Below are 16624 nucleotides of genomic sequence, written 5' to 3' on the forward strand. Positions count from 1 at the left end.
TGCACCGGCGCAACACCCTGTTCCATCATGGTGCTCCGGCGATTACCCGCGAAGTCGCCGGTCATGCAGGCATGTTCAGGAGGTACGACATCAACACGGCAGACACAGCAGACACGGTGCGCGAACTGGCCGCCGCGCTCCCGGGCAGCACCCTCGTCACCGACCCCGACGTCCTCGCGTCGCTGGGACACGACGACGCCGAATGGGCGCCGGCGGGCCGGCCGCTCGCCGCGGTGCGGGCCGGCTCCGCAGAGGAGGTGCAGTCGGTGGTGCGGGCCTGCGCGGCCCGGCGCATACCGGTCGTCACGCGCGGCGCGGGCACCGGCCTGTCCGGCGGCGCCAACGCGGTCGACGGCTGTGTCGTCCTCGACGTGTCACGGATGAACCGCGTCCTGGAGATCGACACCGAGAACCTGATCGCGGTCGTCCAGCCCGGCGTCGTCAACAACGACCTGAAGGCCGCCGTCGCCGCACACGGCCTGTGGTACCCGCCGGACCCGGCGAGCGCCCCCTGGTCCACCCTCGGCGGCAACGTCGCGACGAACGCGGGCGGCCTGTGCTGCCTCAAGTACGGCGTCACCCGCGACTACGTCCTCGGCCTCGAAGTCGTCATGGGCGGTCCCGCGGGGGAGTACGGCACCCGCGTCCGCCTCGGCCGGCGCACCACCAAGGGCGTCAGCGGCTACGACCTCACGAGCCTGTTCGTCGGGTCCGAGGGCACGTTCGGCGTCATCACGGAGATCACCCTCAAGCTGCGGCCCGCACCGGCCGGTGAACCCCGTACGGTCGTCGGCGCGTTCGACAGTCTCGCCGCCGCGGGCCGGGCCGTCGCCCTCGTCACCCGCCGCGGCCTCGCGCCCGCCGCCCTCGAACTCCTCGACCGCGCCTGCATGCAGGCCGTCGAGGACTGGAAGCACCTCGGCATCGAACCGGCCGCCGAAGCGATGCTGCTGGCCCGCGTCGACGCTCCGGGCGACGCGGGCGCCGCCGAGGCCGACGCGCTCGCCACCGCCTTCCAGGAGGCCGGCGCTCTGTGGGCCGAGCAGTCCACCGACGCCGTCGAGGCCGAGGCGCTCTTCGACGTACGACGCCTCGCCTACCCGGCGCTCGAACGCCTCGGCCCCGTCCTCACCGAGGACCTCTGCGTCCCCCGCTCCGCCGTGCCGGAGATGCTCGCCATCATCGAGAAGACCGGCCGCAGGCACGGCGTGCGTATCGCCACCATCGCCCACGCCGGGGACGGCAACCTGCACCCCCTGCTGATCACCGAACCCGGCGACGAGGCGGCCCGCGTCGCCGCGCAGGCCGCCTTCGAGGAACTGCTCCAGGCGGCGATCGCGGCGGGCGGTACTGTCACCGGCGAACACGGCGTCGGCCTGCTCAAGCGGGCGGGTATGCGCAGCGAACTCGGTCCCGCCGTCTGCGCGTTGCAGCAGGCCGTCAAGCGGGCCCTCGATCCGCTGGACCTGTTCAACCCGGGGAAGGTCGTCGGCGAGGACTGACCTTCCCCGGGCCGCACGTCACCGGGGCAGGCCCGTCGGATCGGTCGCCCAGCCCGTGTCCGGCCGGTCCGTCAACCGGTACGCGAGTGTGCCGCCGGTGCGCAGGAAGCCCGCGTCCGTCCACGACCGCGGATGGTCACGCCCGTCGACGGTGACCCCGGCGACGTAACGATGCGTGGCATCGGCCGCGGGCGCGTCGATCACCAGGTCGGTGCGCCCCGGCCGGTCCACGACCGCGTGCGGGAACAGCGGCGCCCCGAGCAGCAGATCGGCGCTGCCCGGCGCCTTCGGGTAGAGGCCGAGCGCCGAGAACACGTACCAGGCCGACATGGTGCCGAGGTCGTCGTTGCCGGGCAGGCCCGAGGGCCCGGTCCCGTACACGGAGTCGACGATCTCGCGCACCGTGGCCTGCGTCTTCCACGGCTGGCCGAGCGCGTTGTAGAGCCACGGCGCGTGAATGCCGGGCTCGTTCGTCGGGTCGTAGCGCACCGCGTCGCCGCCCCTCACCGACCACGAGCCGTCGGCCTTGTGGAAGAACCCGTCGAGCCGTGTCGCCGCGACGTCCCTGCCACCCATCGCGGCCGCGAGCCCCTGCACGTCCTGCGGCACCATCCAGGTGTACGTGGCGCTCGTGCCCTGCGCGAAACCGCGGTCACTGCCCGGATCGAAGGGGGTCACCCACGACCGGTCGAGGTCGCGCGCCTGGACGTAACCGGTCTGCGGGTTGAAGACGTTGCGCCACCAGGTGCCCCGGTCGGCGAAGTACGCGGCCTGCTCATCGCGCCCGAGCAGCTTCGCCCAGGAGCCGAGCGCCGCGTCCGCCACCGAGTCCTCCAGCGTCTCGGCCGCGCCGCCCCAGCAGTGGCACACGTCCTGCGCCGCGTAGTGCGATCTCAAGTACTGCGCCAGATGGGGGCGTTGGCCCTCGCACTGGCCCGGGCAGCCCGCGTCCGACAGGCCCGCGTCACGTGGCTCGGTCGCCTGCCGGGCCAGCGAGTCGAAGGCACCCTCGTAGTCGAAGTTCCGTACCCCCATCGCGTAGAACGTCGCGAGCGTGGCCGCCGACGGGTCACCCGTCATCACATGGGTCGCGCCGTTGATGTGCACCCAGCGGTCCCACACGCCGTCGTTCTGGCGCGCGAAGTTGAACAGCGACTGCGCGAAGTCCCCGGCGACCTTCGGCTTGAGCAGCGCGAGCAACTGGATCTGGGCGCGGTACTGGTCCCAGCCCGAGAAGTTGCTGTACTGCGCCCGCTGCCCCCGCTCCACGCGGTGCGGCCGTCCGTCCATGCCGGGGTAGCGGCCGTCGGTGTCGCTGATGATGTTCGGCTGCATCAGCGCGTGGTAGAGCGCTGTGGTGAACGCGGTGCGCTGCTGCTCGCTGCCGCCCGTCGTACGCACCGAGCGCAGCTCGCGGTCCCAGTCGGCGCGGGCCTGCTCGGCCACCTGGGCGACGCTCGCCCGCGGCGCGATCTCCTCGCGCAGATTCGTCTCGGCGCCCGCGAGGGACACGTACGAGATCCCGAGCCGCATGTGGACATCGTTGTCAGCACCGGTGTCGAAGCCGACCCAGCCACCGGATCCGCGCCCCGCGCGGTCGGCCCCGGTCGCGTACCCCTCGCCGCCGTCACCGCGCGTCGCGCCCGGCGAGACGGTCGCGTCCTTCCACGTCCCGTAGGAGGAGAAGGCCCGGTCGAACGAGGCGCTGAAGTACAGCCGGTAGTAGCTCTTGCGGTTGTTGACGCCGCCGTTGGCGCGCCGCCCGCAGAACGCGCCGGTCAGCACCCAGCCGGTGACCTTGCGGTGCGCCCGGTCGATCTCGACGTGCGCGTCCTCGCTCCCGTTGAGGGAGTTGGAGGTGCGGAAGAGCAGCGAGGCGGGCTTGCCGGCGGGGAACGTGAAGTCGGCGACGCCCGCGCGCCGGCTCACCGACAGGTCCGCCGTCGCGCCCGAGTCGAGGCCGAGGGTGTAGCGGCCGGGCACGGCGCGCTCGTTCGCGTGCGAGAAGTCCGACGCGTAGACGGCGTCCTTGGTGTCGGCCGACGGCGACGAGGTGACGTCCCCGACGAACGGCATGACCGGCACGTCGCCCGCGGCGCCCGGATTGCAGCCCGCGCCGTTCACGTGCGTGAGGCTCAGTCCGCGGATCCGGGTGGTGTTGTACTCGTACCCGTTCGCGGCACCGGTGCTGGTCTGGTCGCCGCGCGTGCTGGTCGGCGACCAGGCGATCATGCCGTACGGGCGGGTGGCGCCCGGGTAGGTGTTGCCGCCGTTCGACGAGCCGATGAGCGGGTCGACGTACGCGGTCGGCCGTTCCTGCGGCGCGGCGGCCGAGGCGACGGGGCCCGGCAGGGTCAGTGCGAGCGCGCTCGTCAGGGCGAGCGCTCCGGTGCGGCGCAGCAGCGCCGCGGGTCTGGGAAAGCCGTCGAACATGGCGCGGAACCTTTCACGGTGGACGGGACGGATCACGTCAAGGCGCCGCCGAGCGTAGGTCGTTGATCCGCCGCCGGGAACGCCCTTGCGCACACCCGCGGTGAACGGCCGGTGAAGCCGGCCGCTCCCGGTGGCCCTTTTGCGCGGCACGCCGCACCAAATGAGCCATTTGTCGGTTTATCAGGCCTACGGTGCGGTGGTCAGTGTCGAACAGGGGGGACGCACAACGCGCCTGCGCACGGCGCGGGTTGGGACGTCCATGAGTGCAATCAGCCGCAGAGGCGCGGCACGCCTGGGTCTCGGAGTCGGACTCGGAGCCGCGGCCGCGACCCTCGCCGGCTGCGGAAGCGGCGAGGAACAGGGCAGGCCCCCGGCGGGCCCCGACCGCAGGCCGGACCGGCGCGGCGCCCCCGGCAAGAAGGCGGCACCCCGCCTGATCGGAGACGGCTCGACCTCGTACACCGGGAAGCAGCCCCGCCAGCCCGCGGCGCCGGTACCGCTCGAAGCCGGCCAACAGCCGCCGCAGTTCGTGATCTTCTCGTGGGACGGCGCGGGCGAGGTCGGCAACGGCCTCTTCCCGCGCTTCCTCGAACTGGCCCGTGAGCACAACGCCCACATGACCTTCTTCCTCTCCGGCCTCTACCTGCTGCCCGAGTCGAAGAAGCGCCTGTACCGCCCGCCGAACAACCCCGTGGGCGCCTCGGACATCGGCTACCTCACCGACGCCCACGTCAAGCAGACGCTGACCTGCGTCCACGACGCGTGGATGGACGGCCACGAGATCGGCACCCACTTCAACGGCCACTTCTGCGGCGGCCCGGGATCGGTCGCGAACTGGAGCGCACGGCACTGGCGCAGCGAGATCGAGCAGGCCCGTTCCTTCGTCACGTCCTGGCGCAGCAACACCGGGTGGCACGACCACCCGTCGCTGCCCTTCGACTACGACAAGGAACTCATCGGCGGCCGCACCCCGTGCCTGCTCGGCCAGGAGAACCTGCTGCCCGTCGCGCGTGAACTGGGGTGGCGCTACGACGCATCCTCGCCCGGCGGTCTGCAACGCTGGCCGGACAAGAAGCAGGGCGTGTGGGACCTGCCGCTCCAGGGCATCCCGTTCCCCGGCCACCGCTTCGAGGTCCTGTCGATGGACTACAACATCCTCGCCAACCAGTCGAAGAACTCCACGCGGGCGCCGTCGTACAACTACCCGGGCTGGCGCCGCCAGGCCACGCAGGCGTATCTGGAGGGCTTCCGGCGCGCGTACGAGACGAACCGGGCCCCGTTCTTCATCGGCAACCACTTCGAGGAGTGGAACGGCGGCATCTACATGGACGCCGTCGAGGAGACCCTCAAGCGGATCGCCGACAAGCCGGACGTCCGCCTGGTCTCCTTCCGGCAGTTCGTCGACTGGCTTGACGTCCAGGACCCCGCGATCCTGGCCAAGCTGCGCGGACTGGAGGTGGGGGAGCGGCCCCCGGGAGGCTGGTCCTCCTTCCTGCGGCCCGAGCGGCCTGCGACGTCCGGCGGCGCGCGTCCGGCGAAGTAGGGCAAGATCGACGGACGGACCCATTCGGCGCACGTATGAGGAGGCAGTCCCATGACCCGGCCCATCACCGCGGGAGTGGACGGATCACCCGAGAGCGCGGCCGCGGCCGCGTGGGCGGCGCGCGAGGCGGTGCGGCGCGATCTGCCGCTGCGCCTCGTGCACGTCGGGGAGCCCGCCCCCGAGGCCCTTGCGCTCGCCGCCGACGAGTCCGCGAGGACCCAGTGGGCGAACGATCTGCTGGCGGAGACCGAGCAGGAGATCGCCGACCGGCACCCGGGGCTCGCGGTCACCACCGACGTCCTCGACGACGGCGCGGCCCGGACCCTGACCGCCGTCGCCGCCGACGCGGAACTGCTCGCCCTCGGCTCGCGCGGCCACGGGCCGATCGTCGGCTTCCTGCTCGGTTCGGTCGGGCAGCAGGTCATCGCCGCCACCGAGCGGCCCGTCGTCCTGGTCCGCTCGGGGGACGAGGCGACCGCCGAGGCGGCCGGGCGTGACGTCGTCGTCGGGCAGGAGGGCGATGCCGAGGACAGCGCCGCCGCCCTGGAGTTCGCGTTCCGCACCGCGGCGGCGCGCGGCGCGACCGTACGGGCGGTGCGCGCGTGGAGCCTGCCGCCGGTGTTCGCCTACAGCCCCGCCTCGCTCGAACTCCTCGACGAGGCGGGCGGCTTGGAGCCGTACGAGAAGAAGGCGCTGGCCGCCGCCCTCGCCCCGCTGCGCGAGCGGTTCCCCGACGTGCCCGTCACCGAGCACGTCGAGATCGGCAGCGCGGGCCAGGTCCTGCTCTCCGTGGCGCCGCAGGCCCAGCTCCTGGTCGTCGGCCGCCGGGCCCGGCGCACCGCCGTCGGCGCCCGCATCGGCTCCGTCGCCCACGCGGTGCTGCACCACGCGCCGTGCCCGGTCGCGGTGATCCCGCACACCTGAGCCGTATCCGCCCAGGTCCGCTCAGGCGCGCAGGGCGACCACGGCTTCGTCCGTGTACGGCAGGAACGTCAGGGTCTGGTGGAAGTACAGCTCGATGCCGCTCGCGTCGTGCGCCGTGTAGCCGATCGCCAGGTCCTGGCCCAGGCGCAGCTCGAAGTCGCCGCCGCGGGTGGACAGGACGAACGCGCCGTTGAGGGCGGGTGCCCAGATCAGCTCGCCGTCCAGGATCCGCGCGAGGTGGTTCGCGATCGGGTAGCCGTGGTCGGAGGTCTCGCTGACCGCTGTGTACGCGTCCGCGCCGAGCAGCAGCGCGTACGGGCCGTCGACCCCGGCGAGCCGCAGGGCGGTCAGGGCGCGGCTGATGGTGTCGGGGTAGTCGCGGGGCTCGGCCGGCAGGCTCAGGACCGGGTTCGACGTCCGCTCGCGCAGGCCGTCGATGCCCGCCGCCGCGTACCCGTCGAAGATCGCCTGGTCCTCGGCGAACGCCATGGCCCGGGCCGCGTCCTTGACCGGCTGCCAGTCCGAGTCCCGGGCGCCGCGCTCCACGTCGTCGACCGCGTCCCGGCTCACCGTGAACGGCACCCGCAGCTCCACCAGCGGGTGCACGCCGCGCAGGCGCGCCGAGACGCCGGGCGCGGGCGGTGTGATGTCCGCGAGGTGGCCGGTGCCGACAGCCGCGAGTTCGGGCCCGTCGGGCCCGGTGACGTCGACGACGCGGCGGCCGGCGACATGGCGCTGGAACGTGCGGGACGCCTCCTCCTCGATCTCGGCCCAGGCCGCGGGCGTGATCGGCGCGAGTTCGCGGTGCAGGTTGGTGCTCGGCGTGGGGTTCGGGGCGATGCTCATGGTGCTCAGGCTCCTTTGAGGCTGCCGATGCCCAGCGAGCCGCCGCCGATGACGGCGGCGGCGCCGGCCGGTGCGGGGTCGGGCAGGTCGTCGAGGAAGTCGGCGCTCGGCACGTGGAAGAGGGATCCCGTGACCGCCGTGGAGAAGTCGAGGATGCGGTCGTGGTTGCCGGGCGGATCGCCGAGGAACATGTTGCGCAGCATCCGTTCGGTGACGTCCGGGGTGCGCGCGTAGCCGATGAAGTACGTGCCGAACTCGCCGCGCCCGAGGCTGCCGAACGGCATGTTCTCGCGCAGGATCTGCCGCTCGGTACCGTCCTCGTCGACGATCGTGTTCAGCGCGACGTGCGAGTTCGCGGGCTGCACGTCGTCGGGCAGCTCGACGTTCGCGGTCTTCGTGCGCCCGATGACCCGCTCCTGCTCGTCGCTGGTCAGCGCCTCCCAGGCGGCCATGTCGTGCAGGTACTTCTGCACGATCACATAGCTGGAGCCGCGGAAGTCGGGGTCCTCGTCGCCCACGTACACGGCGTCCGCGGCCGCCCGGCCCTCGGGGTTCTCGCTGCCGTCGACGAAGCCGAGCAGGTCGCGTTCGTCGAAGTACTTGAAGCCGTGCACCTCGTCCACGACGGTGACGGCCCCGCCGAGCCGGTCCATGATCAGCCGGGCCAGCTCGAAGCAGAGGTCCATGCGGCGGGCCCGCAGGTGGAAGAGGAGGTCGCCGGGGGTGGCCGGGGCCAGGTGCCGGGGCCCGGCGAGCGCCTGGAAGGGGTGCAGTGCGCGCGGCCTGGGGCCGGCGAAGAGGCGGTCCCACGCGGTCGAGCCGATCCCGGCGACGCACGTCAGCCCGTCGTCGGGGGAGCGGAAGGCGACGGAACGCCGCAGCGCGGACAGCTCCTCCAGCGTGTCCCGCACGGCGCTCTCACCGCCCGGCGCGACGGTGACCACGAGAAAGACCGCGGCCTTCGCGGGCGGGGTGAGTACGGACTGCGGCTCGACCACGAGTGCTCCCGTCGCGGAGGGCGGCGATTGATGGCCTTTGTCACGATATGGGCAGCCGCGGAGCGCGGCATGCGGGGCGGCCGAGGGTTCTGGTGCGGAGCATGGTTGGTTCGCTGTTAAACTATGAGATGAAGGCCTCGACCGTTCTCCCCCGTACGGTCGGGGCCTTCTTTGTGTCGTGATGCATGTCCCATGGGGACACGTGTCTCATTGGGACGCAAAAGAGTTACGGTGGGGGAGCGGGGGAACGAAGAGCGACGAAGGAGTCGAGCCATGAAGGCGCTTCAGTACCGGACCGTCGGAGCAGCACCCGAGGTCGTCACCGTCCCCGATCCGGAGCCCGGCCCCGGCCAGGTCCTGCTGAAGGTCACCGCCGCCGGTGTCTGTCACTCCGACATCGCCGTGATGAGCTGGCCCGCGGAAGGATTCCCCTACGAGCTCCCGCTCACCCTCGGCCACGAGGGCGTCGGCACGGTCGCCGCGCTCGGCGCCGGCGTGCGCGGTCTCAAGGAGGGCGACCCGGTCGCCGTGTACGGCCCCTGGGGCTGCGGTACCTGCGCCAACTGCGCGCAGGGCAAGGAGAACTACTGCCTGCGCGCCGGTGAGCTCGGCATCTTCCCGCCCGGACTGGGCGCGCCCGGCTCGATGGCCGAGTACATGATCGTCGACGACCCGCGCCACCTCGTCCCGATCGACGGCCTCGACCCCGTCGCCGCCGTACCGCTCACCGACGCGGGCCTCACCCCGTACCACGCGATCAAGCGCTCGCTGCCCAAGCTGGTGCCCGGCTCGACCGCCGTCGTCATCGGCACCGGCGGCCTCGGCCACGTGGCCATCCAGTTGCTTCGCGCCATGACCGCGGCGCGCGTCGTGGCCCTCGACGTCACCGAGGACAAGCTCGCCCTGGCCCGCACCGTCGGCGCCCACGAGGCGATCCTCTCCGACGCCGAGGCCGCCGCGAAGGTCCGCGAACTGACCGGCGGACGCGGCGCCGAGGCCGTCTTCGACTTCGTCGGCGTCCAGCCCACCGTCGAGACCGCGGGCGCCGTCGCCGCGGTGGAGGGCGATGTCACGATCGTCGGCATCGGCGGCGGCTCGCTGCCCGTGGGATTCGGCAGGACCGCCTTCGAGGTCAGCGTCACCGCGCCGTACTGGGGCAGCCGCGGCGAGCTCATCGAGGTCCTCGACCTCGCCCGGGCGGGCGCCGTCTCCGTGCACACCGAGACGTACTCGCTCGACGACGCCCCCAAGGCGTACGAGCGACTGCACGACGGCAAGATCAACGGCCGCGCGGTGATCCTCCCCAACGGCTGATTCACAGAGGTGGTTTTCGGCCACGGAATTGGTGCAGCGCTCAACTGACGGCGCGGAGTGGCCTGTTCCGTACGACGGGCGGTGCATAGCCTGAGGCGGACCGCCCGTCCGCCGTATCCAGGGAGTTCCATGTCCACCGCGCAGGCACCCGACATCCTTTCGCCGGAGTTCGCCGCGAACCCGTACCCCGCCTACCGTGCGATGCGGGAGTCCGCGCCCCTCATCTGGCACGAGGCGACGCAGAGTTGGATCATCTCGCGCTACGCCGATGTGGAACGCGTCTTCAAGGACAAGGAAGCGCAGTTCACCACCGACAACTACGACTGGCAGATCGAGCCGGTGCACGGCAAGACGATCCTGCAACTCAGCGGCAGGGAGCACGCCGTGCGCCGCGCGCTCGTCGCACCGGCCTTCCGCGGCAGCGACCTCCAGTCGAAGTTCCTGCCCGTCATCGAGGCCAACTCCCGTGAGCTGATAGACCAGTTCCGCACGACCGGGTCCGCCGACCTGGTCCGCGACTACGCCACCCGCTTCCCGGTCAACGTCATCGCCGACATGCTCGGCCTCGACAAGGCCGACCACGCCCGCTTCCACGGCTGGTACACCGCCGTCATCGCGTTCCTCGGCAACCTGGCCGGGGACCCCGAGGTCGCCGCAGCGGGGGAGCGCACCCGCGTCGAGTTCGCCGAATACATGATCCCGATCATCCAGGCCCGCCGCGAGAACCTCGGCGACGACCTGCTCTCCACCCTGTGCGCCGCCGAGGTCGACGGCGTGCGGATGAGCGACGAGGACATCAAGGCGTTCTGCAGCCTGCTCCTCGCGGCCGGCGGCGAGACCACCGACAAGGCCATCGCCAGCATCTTCGCCAACCTCCTGACGAACCCGGAGCAGTTGGCGGCCGTCCGCGAGGACCGCTCGCTGATTCCGCGGGCCTTCGCCGAGACGCTGCGCTTCACGCCGCCCGTCCACATGATCATGCGCCAGTCCGCGGTCGACGTGGAGGTCAGCGGCGGCACCATCCCGGCCGGGGCGACCGTCACCTGCCTCATCGGCTCCGCCAACCGCGACGAGCAGCGCTACAAGGACCCCGACCGCTTCGACCTCTTCCGCGACGACCTCACCACCACGACGGCGTTCTCGGCCGCCGCCGACCACCTCGCCTTCGCGCTCGGCCGGCACTTCTGCGTCGGCGCGCTGCTCGCCAAGGCCGAGGTGGAGACCGGTGTGAACCAGCTCCTGGACGCGATGCCCGACCTGCGGCTCGCCGACGGCTTCGACCCCGTCGAGCAGGGCGTGTTCACCCGCGGACCGCAGTCCCTGCCGGTGCGTTTCACCCCGGTCGCCCCCTGACGGGCCGCCGCGCGCAGGTGTACGATCCCCTTATGCATCGTTCTTCGTGTCTGAGCTGGTGGCGCCTCACTTAGAGGCGGCCACCACTCATGCACGTACAAGGGCCGTCCCCGGACGGCCCTTCGTGTTTCCCCGCTCCTTCCCGCGGAAGCCACGCCGTCCCGAGGACGCCCGTGACCCTCGGGAGAGACCATGAACAGCACCGACACCCTCGGCACCACCGCCGCGCAGGCCCGCAGCGCCGAACTGGAGCAGCTGATCCGCAAGGACCCCGGACAGTTCCGGGTGCTCACCGGCGACCGCCCCACCGGACGACTCCATCTCGGCCACTACTTCGGCACCCTGCACAACCGCGTCAGACTCCAGGACCTCGGCGTCGAGACGTTCGTCCTCATCCCCGACTACCAGGTGCTCACCGACCGCGACGTCGCCGAGAACCTCAAGGAGTACGTCGAAGAGCTCGTCCTCGACTACCTGGCCATCGGCATCGACCCGCAGCGGTCCACGGTCTTCACGCACAGCGCCGTACCCGCGCTCAACCAGCTGCTGCTGCCGTTCCTCAGCCTGGTCTCCGTCGCCGAACTCAACCGCAACCCCACGGTGAAGGACGAGATCGCCCACTCCCGCCAGGCCGCGGTCAGCGGGCTGATGCTCACCTACCCGGTCCACCAGGCCGCCGACATCCTCTCCGTCCAGGCCAACCTGGTCCCCGTCGGCCAGGACCAGCTGCCGCACCTGGAGATCACCCGCACCGTCGCGCGCCGCTTCAACGACCGCTACGGGCACGGCACGTCGGTCTTCCCGCAGCCAGAAGCGCTGCTGTCGCAGGCGCCGCTGCTGCTCGGCACCGACGGCACCAAGATGAGCAAGAGTCGCGGCAACTCCATCGCCCTGTCCGCCACCGCCGACGACACCGCGCGCCTGATCCGTGGCGCGAAGACCGACGCCGAACGCCGCATCACCTACGACCCGGCCGGCCGCCCCGAAGTCTCCTCGCTCGTGCTGCTGGCGGCGCTCTGCGAGGGCACCGACCCGCACACCGTCGCCGAGGAGACCGGCGACGGGGGCGGCGCCGCCCTCAAGAAGCGCGTCACCGAAGCCGTCAACACGTATCTCGCGCCGATCCGGGCCCGCCGCGCCGCCTTCGAGCGGGACCGCCAGGTCGTCAGGGACGTCCTGCGCGCGGGCAACGAGCGGGCGAACGCCCTCGCCGAGGCCACCCTCCAGGACGTCCGCACCGCCATGAACACCGACTACTGAAGAGCCCGCCGGGCACCGCTCCAGGTGCCCGGCGGCTCACTGCACCACGGGCGTGAAACTCACCGGCAGCGACGTCAGACCCCGCATCCAGATCGACGGCCGCCACGTCAGCTCCTCGGGCTCCACGGCCAGGACGAGATCGGGGAGGTGATCGAGGAGCGTCTCCACCGCCGTGCGCGCGATGACGTCGGCCAGCAGGGGAGCGGGATAGGGGCAGCGGTGCTCGCCGTTGCTGAACGACAGATGCGCCGCGTTCTCCGCGCCCACGTGCGAGTCCGGCCAGATCTGCGGGTCGGTGTTCGCCGCCGCGAGCCCCAGGACCAGACAGTCCCCGGCCCGGATCTGCCGGCCGCCGAGCTGGGTGTCGCGCACCGCCCAGCGGCCGATGAAGTTCTGCGTGGGCGTGTCCAGCCACAGCACCTCGTTGAGCGCCTCGCCCACGCTCAGGCGCCCGCCGGACACGTTCAGGGCGAACCGCTCGTCGGTCAGGAGCAGCCGCAGCGTGTTGCAGATCCAGTTCGCCGTCGGCTGCTGCGCCGCCGCGATCACCGAGATCAGGTCCTGCACGATCTCCTCGTCGGTCAGGCCCGCCGGGTCGAGGATCATCCGCGACGTCACGTCCGCGCCCGGTCGCTCCCGCTTCTCCTTGACCAGCCGCTGGATGCGCTCCCCGACCCGTACGTACGCGGCCACCGGATCGTCGCCCTCGGCGGCGTCCAGCGAGATCCGCAGATCGTCCACCAGATCCTGCGTGTCGGTGCCGCGCTGCGGCATCCCGCACATCTGGACCGCGGCCCGCATGGGCAGCGCGTGCGCGTACGAGGACATCAGCTCGGCCCGGCCGCTGCCCGCGAAGCCGGCGATCAGCCCGTCGGCGATCTGCGCGCAGTCCCGGGCCAGCTCGAACTGGTCGACCTGCTCCAGGGCATGGGTGATCACGCCGGCCCGGCGTTGGTGCTCGGCGCCCTCGGTGAACAGCACCGACGGCTGGTACCCGACGAACGGCAGCAGCGGCCAGTCCTCGGGGATGTGCTCCCACTGGTTCCAGCGCCGCGAGTCCCGCGCGAACAGCTCGTCGTGGGCCGTCACATAGGTCAGCTCGGAGTAGCCGAGCACCAGCCACGCGGGCACGTCCCCGTCGAGCAGCACCGGCGCCACCGGACCGTGCTCCGCGCGCAGCGCCCGGTACAGCTGCGACGGCGTCTGCTGGTACTCCAGGCCGCTGAGCGGGACCGCGCCCGCGTGTGCCGGGCAGGAAGGGGTCTGTTCCGTCACGGTGTCGTCTCCTGGGCCATGGCCCGTGCGTAGAGGTGGTCCACGAGGGTGATCAGCACGTCCTTGCCCGACGATCGGACGCGCGCGTCGCAGTCGACCATCGGCACGTGCGCGGGAAGCGCCAGCGCCTGGCGGATCTCGTCGAGGGAGTAACGCACCGGCTCGTCGTCGAACCGGTTGACCGCGACGACGAACGGCGTGCCGTGGTGCTCCAGGCGGTCGACCGCGTACCAGGAGTCGTCCATCCGCCGGGTGTCGACCAGGACGACCGCGCCGAGCGTCCCGGAGAACAGCCGGTCCCACAGGAACCAGAACCGCTCCTGGCCCGGCGCCCCGAACAGGTAGAGCACCATGTGCTCGTTGAGGCTGATGCGGCCGAAGTCGAAGGCGACCGTGGTCGTGGTCTTCGCCGCCACCCCGGCCGTCGAGTCGACACCCGCTCCGGCCTGCGTCATCACCTCTTCGGTGTTGAGCGGCCTGATCTCGCTCACGGAGCGGACCAGTGTGGTCTTGCCGACGCCGAATCCGCCGACCACGACGATCTTCAGGCCGGTGTCCGCGGCGGCGCCGAGCGGCGTGCGGCTCGCGGGCAGTTCAGAGGTTGCGGAGCCCATGGAGCACCTCCTTGAGAAGGGCGGAATCGGGGAGACCGGCGACGGCGGCGGCCGCGCGCGGATGGCGGGCGGTGACCTTGCCGGTCGCCAGCAGGTCGCCGAGCAGGATCCGGATCACGGTGATCGGCAGCTTCAGCTCCGCGGCGATCTCCACGACCGCCGTCGGACGCCGGCACAGCTCCAGGATCCGTACGTGCTCGGACTGCATCGCCGCGACCGGCTCGCACTCGGCGACGACCAGCGTCACCAGGTCGAACGAGCTGTCGTCGGCGCGGCTGCGGCCCCCCGTCACCGTGTAGAGCCGGTCCGGGGCGCCGGTGTCGACCGGCCGGCGCGTCACGAGGTGCCGCTCCCCGCGGCCCGGTCGCGCGGCGCGGCCCGCAGATGTTCGCCGATCTGCTCGACCAGCTCCGTCATCTGATGGCCGACCACACCCGGGTCGGCCTCCTCGGCGGCCACCACCGCGAGGTGCGCGCCGTCGCCCGCGTCCACGATGAACAGCAGGCCGCCGTGGAACTCGGTCATCGAGTGCCGGACGCCGCCGGTCCCGTCGCCGAACTCCACGGACGCGCCCTGGGCGAGGGCCTGGATGCCGGAGCAGATCGCCGCGAGCTGGTCGGCCTGGTCGAGGGTCAGGTGCTCGCTCCAGCACAGCTTGAGTCCGTCCCGGGACAGGACCAGGGCGTGCCGGGTGCCGGGGGTGCGTTCAAGCAGGCTCTCCAGGAGCCAGGTCAGGCTGGTGTCAGTCGTCTGCATGGCGGGGTCGGGCGGGGACGGGGTCCGGCGGGCGCCGGGTCGCCACCCGTGCCTCCAATCTCACGGTGTAGTGCGGGGGGTTGAGGGTCGTCGGGGCGGAGCGGGACTACTCGGCCGCTCCGTCCTGCTCGGCCGGTTCGCCGTCCTTGGCCTTGCGGGCGCGGTGGAAGGCGCCGAAGCGGGCGCCCGCGTCACGGGCCGGCTTCGCCTCGGGTTCGGGGGAGGGGGCGGGGCGGCCCCGGTCCTGTTCGGCGGCGGCCATGGTGCGCCCCGGCGGGCGTACCGGGAGCCCGTTCGGCGTCGCGGCGGCGGGCTGCGCGGGACGGGGCGCGGACCCTTCCTCGGCCGCGGCCCGCTCGTGCGTCTCGGCGGTGGCCCGCTCGTGCGTCTCCGCCGGAGCGGAGCGCGGGGCGACGACCGGGGCCACGGGTTCGCGCTGCTGGGCGAGGAGCTGGGGCGGCAGCAGGACGACGACGCCGGTGCCGCCGCGCGAGGACGGCCGGAAGTTCACGTCGATGCGGTACTTCGCGGCGAGCCGGCCCACCACGGCGAGCCCGAGCCGGGTGCCCTGGAGCGACGCGAGGTCCGTGACCTGCCCGGACACCGCCTCCTCGGCGCGCCGCATCGCCGCGTCGGCCATCTTCAGGCCGCTGTCCTCGACGGTCACGACGAGCCCGGCGGACCGTTCCTCGACGTAGACGTGGACCTCGTCGATGGGCGGCGAGAAGTTCGCGGCGTTGTCCATCAGCTCAGCCAGCAGATGCATCACGCCCTCGGCCGCGAATCCGGCGATCGCCGCGTTCGTCGCGCAGTGCAGCCGCACCCGCTGGTAGGCGGCGATCCGGCCGACGGCGCCGCGCAGCACGCTCTCCATCACGATCGGCCGGTTCCAGGCGCGGCTGGAGCGGCCGCCCATCAGGAGGGCCAACCGGTCGGTCATCAGGCCGAGTTGGGAGGTGGCGTGGTCCAGGCGCAGCAGATCGCCGAAGACCTCCTCACCGTGCCGCTCCTGCATGCCGCGCAGATCCGCCAGCATGCTCACCGACTTGGCCTGCACCCGGCTGAGCGCCTTCGCCGAGGCGGCCTGCGCGGCCGCGGCCCGCCGCTCGCTCAGGGCGAGTTCACGCAGCAGCGTCTCCGCGGGCAGCCGCAGCAGCGGGTTGTCGGGCCAGTCCAGCTCGGCGAGGACGGTGTCGGCGGACAGCCCCTCGCGCAGCCGCGCCACCGCCGTGGGGAACGTGTGGGCCGTGAGCCGGTCCAACTCGGCGCCCGCGCGCTCCAGTTCGCCGCGCGCGGCGTCCCGCTCCGCCGCGACCGCCGCCGTCTGCCGCAGCGACTCCTCGGCGAGCGCGGTGAACTCCTCCAGAATGCGCCGCAGTTGAGGATCGGACGGCGGCGTGGCCGGGGGAGCCGCGGCGTTGTGCGGATCCCTCACCTGCCGTACGAGAGCGGGCAGCATCCGGTGTGCCAGATCCGACGACTCCGCGCTCTGCTGCGCCAACTGGCCCCGGACGAGGGCGAGTTCCTCCCGCGAGCGCCGGGCGTCGCCCCGGGCGCGGCCGAGAAGCAGTGTCGCCGACACGACGGCCGCGGCCAGGCACGCCCACGCGACCAGGGCCGTCCACACCGCCCAGGTCCGGGCGGCCTCGGGGGCGAGGGCTGCGGCGCCACCGGCGACGGCGGCGGCCACCACGAGCACGGCGAGCGCCACGCCTAGGCCGGTGCGTCCCGCTCCGGCGGTCGCGTGCGGGCGGGGAGGAGCAGGCACTGACATTCCGCGGGTCCCTCGGTCCTTGAGTGCGGGGG

Annotated in this window: 14 protein-coding genes; 6 read left to right on the forward strand and 8 right to left on the reverse strand. The window is 72.3% G+C overall.

Annotated elements, in window-relative coordinates; all coding sequences use genetic code 11:
- The first annotated feature begins 71 nt into the window (after positions 1-71).
- Positions 72-1502, forward strand: a complete 1431-nt coding sequence (locus AB0L37_RS12145) for an FAD-linked oxidase C-terminal domain-containing protein (protein WP_365503315.1) — start codon at positions 72-74, stop codon at positions 1500-1502.
- Between the two features lie 18 nt (positions 1503-1520).
- On the opposite strand, the gene AB0L37_RS12150 is transcribed toward AB0L37_RS12145, so the two are convergent.
- Complete coding sequence (locus AB0L37_RS12150; RefSeq protein ID WP_365503318.1) at positions 1521-3935, reverse strand: GH92 family glycosyl hydrolase; 2415 nt, start codon at positions 3933-3935, stop codon at positions 1521-1523.
- A gap of 259 nt (positions 3936-4194) precedes the next feature.
- On the opposite strand from AB0L37_RS12150, the gene AB0L37_RS12155 reads away from it, so the two are divergent.
- Positions 4195-5478, forward strand: coding sequence for a hypothetical protein (locus AB0L37_RS12155; RefSeq protein ID WP_365503321.1), 1284 nt, complete (start codon positions 4195-4197; stop codon positions 5476-5478).
- A 51-nt stretch (positions 5479-5529) separates the two neighbouring features.
- Positions 5530-6402, forward strand: coding sequence for a universal stress protein (locus tag AB0L37_RS12160; RefSeq protein ID WP_365503324.1), 873 nt, complete (start codon positions 5530-5532; stop codon positions 6400-6402).
- Positions 6403-6423: 21 nt separating this feature from the next.
- Here AB0L37_RS12160 and AB0L37_RS12165 read toward each other — a convergent pair whose 3' ends face one another.
- Together AB0L37_RS12165 and AB0L37_RS12170 are read right to left on the reverse strand one after the other, a co-directional pair.
- The gene (locus AB0L37_RS12165) at positions 6424-7248 is read right to left on the reverse strand and encodes a family 1 encapsulin nanocompartment shell protein (protein WP_365503327.1); all 825 of its coding nucleotides are present in this window, start codon (positions 7246-7248) and stop codon (positions 6424-6426) included.
- A 5-nt stretch (positions 7249-7253) separates the two neighbouring features.
- Positions 7254-8246 carry a Dyp-type peroxidase gene (locus AB0L37_RS12170; RefSeq protein WP_365503330.1) on the reverse strand — a complete coding sequence of 331 codons (993 nt, stop codon included), beginning with the start codon at positions 8244-8246 and terminating at the stop codon, positions 7254-7256.
- A 273-nt stretch (positions 8247-8519) separates the two neighbouring features.
- On the opposite strand from AB0L37_RS12170, the gene AB0L37_RS12175 reads away from it, so the two are divergent.
- From AB0L37_RS12175 to trpS, 3 genes are all read left to right on the forward strand, one after another.
- A complete protein-coding gene (locus AB0L37_RS12175) occupies positions 8520-9560 on the forward strand; it encodes an NAD(P)-dependent alcohol dehydrogenase (protein ID WP_365503333.1) in 1041 nt (346 codons plus the stop codon).
- Between the two features lie 129 nt (positions 9561-9689).
- Positions 9690-10913 (forward strand): cytochrome P450, encoded by a 1224-nt coding sequence (locus tag AB0L37_RS12180; protein WP_365503336.1) that lies wholly within the window; start codon positions 9690-9692, stop codon positions 10911-10913.
- Between the two features lie 192 nt (positions 10914-11105).
- Positions 11106-12173: a tryptophan--tRNA ligase gene (gene trpS / locus AB0L37_RS12185; protein WP_365503339.1), complete on the forward strand. Its 1068-nt coding sequence runs from the start codon at positions 11106-11108 to the stop codon at positions 12171-12173.
- A gap of 36 nt (positions 12174-12209) precedes the next feature.
- Here trpS and AB0L37_RS12190 read toward each other — a convergent pair whose 3' ends face one another.
- The 5 genes from AB0L37_RS12190 to AB0L37_RS12210 form a co-directional block, all read right to left on the reverse strand.
- Entirely contained in the window at positions 12210-13448 is a 1239-nt protein-coding gene (locus AB0L37_RS12190) for a cytochrome P450 (protein WP_365503343.1), read from the reverse strand.
- The gene (locus tag AB0L37_RS12195) at positions 13445-14062 is read right to left on the reverse strand and encodes an ATP/GTP-binding protein (RefSeq protein ID WP_365503346.1); all 618 of its coding nucleotides are present in this window, start codon (positions 14060-14062) and stop codon (positions 13445-13447) included. The genes AB0L37_RS12190 and AB0L37_RS12195 overlap by 4 nt, the downstream gene beginning before the upstream one ends.
- Complete coding sequence (locus tag AB0L37_RS12200) at positions 14043-14402, reverse strand: DUF742 domain-containing protein (protein WP_365503349.1); 360 nt, start codon at positions 14400-14402, stop codon at positions 14043-14045. The genes AB0L37_RS12195 and AB0L37_RS12200 overlap by 20 nt, the downstream gene beginning before the upstream one ends.
- The gene (locus AB0L37_RS12205) at positions 14399-14818 is read right to left on the reverse strand and encodes a roadblock/LC7 domain-containing protein (RefSeq protein WP_365503352.1); all 420 of its coding nucleotides are present in this window, start codon (positions 14816-14818) and stop codon (positions 14399-14401) included. The genes AB0L37_RS12200 and AB0L37_RS12205 overlap by 4 nt, the downstream gene beginning before the upstream one ends.
- A 106-nt stretch (positions 14819-14924) precedes the next feature.
- Positions 14925-16592, reverse strand: coding sequence for an ATP-binding protein (locus AB0L37_RS12210; protein ID WP_365503355.1), 1668 nt, complete (start codon positions 16590-16592; stop codon positions 14925-14927).
- Positions 16593-16624: the final 32 nt, after the last annotated feature.

It is taken from the genome of Streptomyces sp. NPDC052225 (genome assembly GCF_040679615.1).
Lineage (GTDB): Bacteria > Actinomycetota > Actinomycetes > Streptomycetales > Streptomycetaceae > Streptomyces.

Bases quoted from the DNA above. Each gene is read 5' to 3' on its own strand.
- AB0L37_RS12145 (WP_365503315.1), top strand. From the start codon at position 72: ATGTTCAGGAGGTACGACATCAACACGGCAGACACAGCAGACACGGTG.
- AB0L37_RS12150 (WP_365503318.1), bottom strand. From the start codon at position 3,935: ATGTTCGACGGCTTTCCCAGACCCGCGGCGCTGCTGCGCCGCACCGGA.
- AB0L37_RS12155 (WP_365503321.1), top strand. From the start codon at position 4,195: ATGAGTGCAATCAGCCGCAGAGGCGCGGCACGCCTGGGTCTCGGAGTC.
- AB0L37_RS12165 (WP_365503327.1), bottom strand. From the start codon at position 7,248: ATGAGCATCGCCCCGAACCCCACGCCGAGCACCAACCTGCACCGCGAA.
- AB0L37_RS12175 (WP_365503333.1), top strand. From the start codon at position 8,520: ATGAAGGCGCTTCAGTACCGGACCGTCGGAGCAGCACCCGAGGTCGTC.
- AB0L37_RS12160 (WP_365503324.1), top strand. From the start codon at position 5,530: ATGACCCGGCCCATCACCGCGGGAGTGGACGGATCACCCGAGAGCGCG.
- AB0L37_RS12205 (WP_365503352.1), bottom strand. From the start codon at position 14,818: ATGCAGACGACTGACACCAGCCTGACCTGGCTCCTGGAGAGCCTGCTT.
- AB0L37_RS12210 (WP_365503355.1), bottom strand. From the start codon at position 16,592: ATGTCAGTGCCTGCTCCTCCCCGCCCGCACGCGACCGCCGGAGCGGGA.
- trpS (WP_365503339.1), top strand. From the start codon at position 11,106: ATGAACAGCACCGACACCCTCGGCACCACCGCCGCGCAGGCCCGCAGC.
- AB0L37_RS12180 (WP_365503336.1), top strand. From the start codon at position 9,690: ATGTCCACCGCGCAGGCACCCGACATCCTTTCGCCGGAGTTCGCCGCG.
- AB0L37_RS12195 (WP_365503346.1), bottom strand. From the start codon at position 14,062: ATGGGCTCCGCAACCTCTGAACTGCCCGCGAGCCGCACGCCGCTCGGC.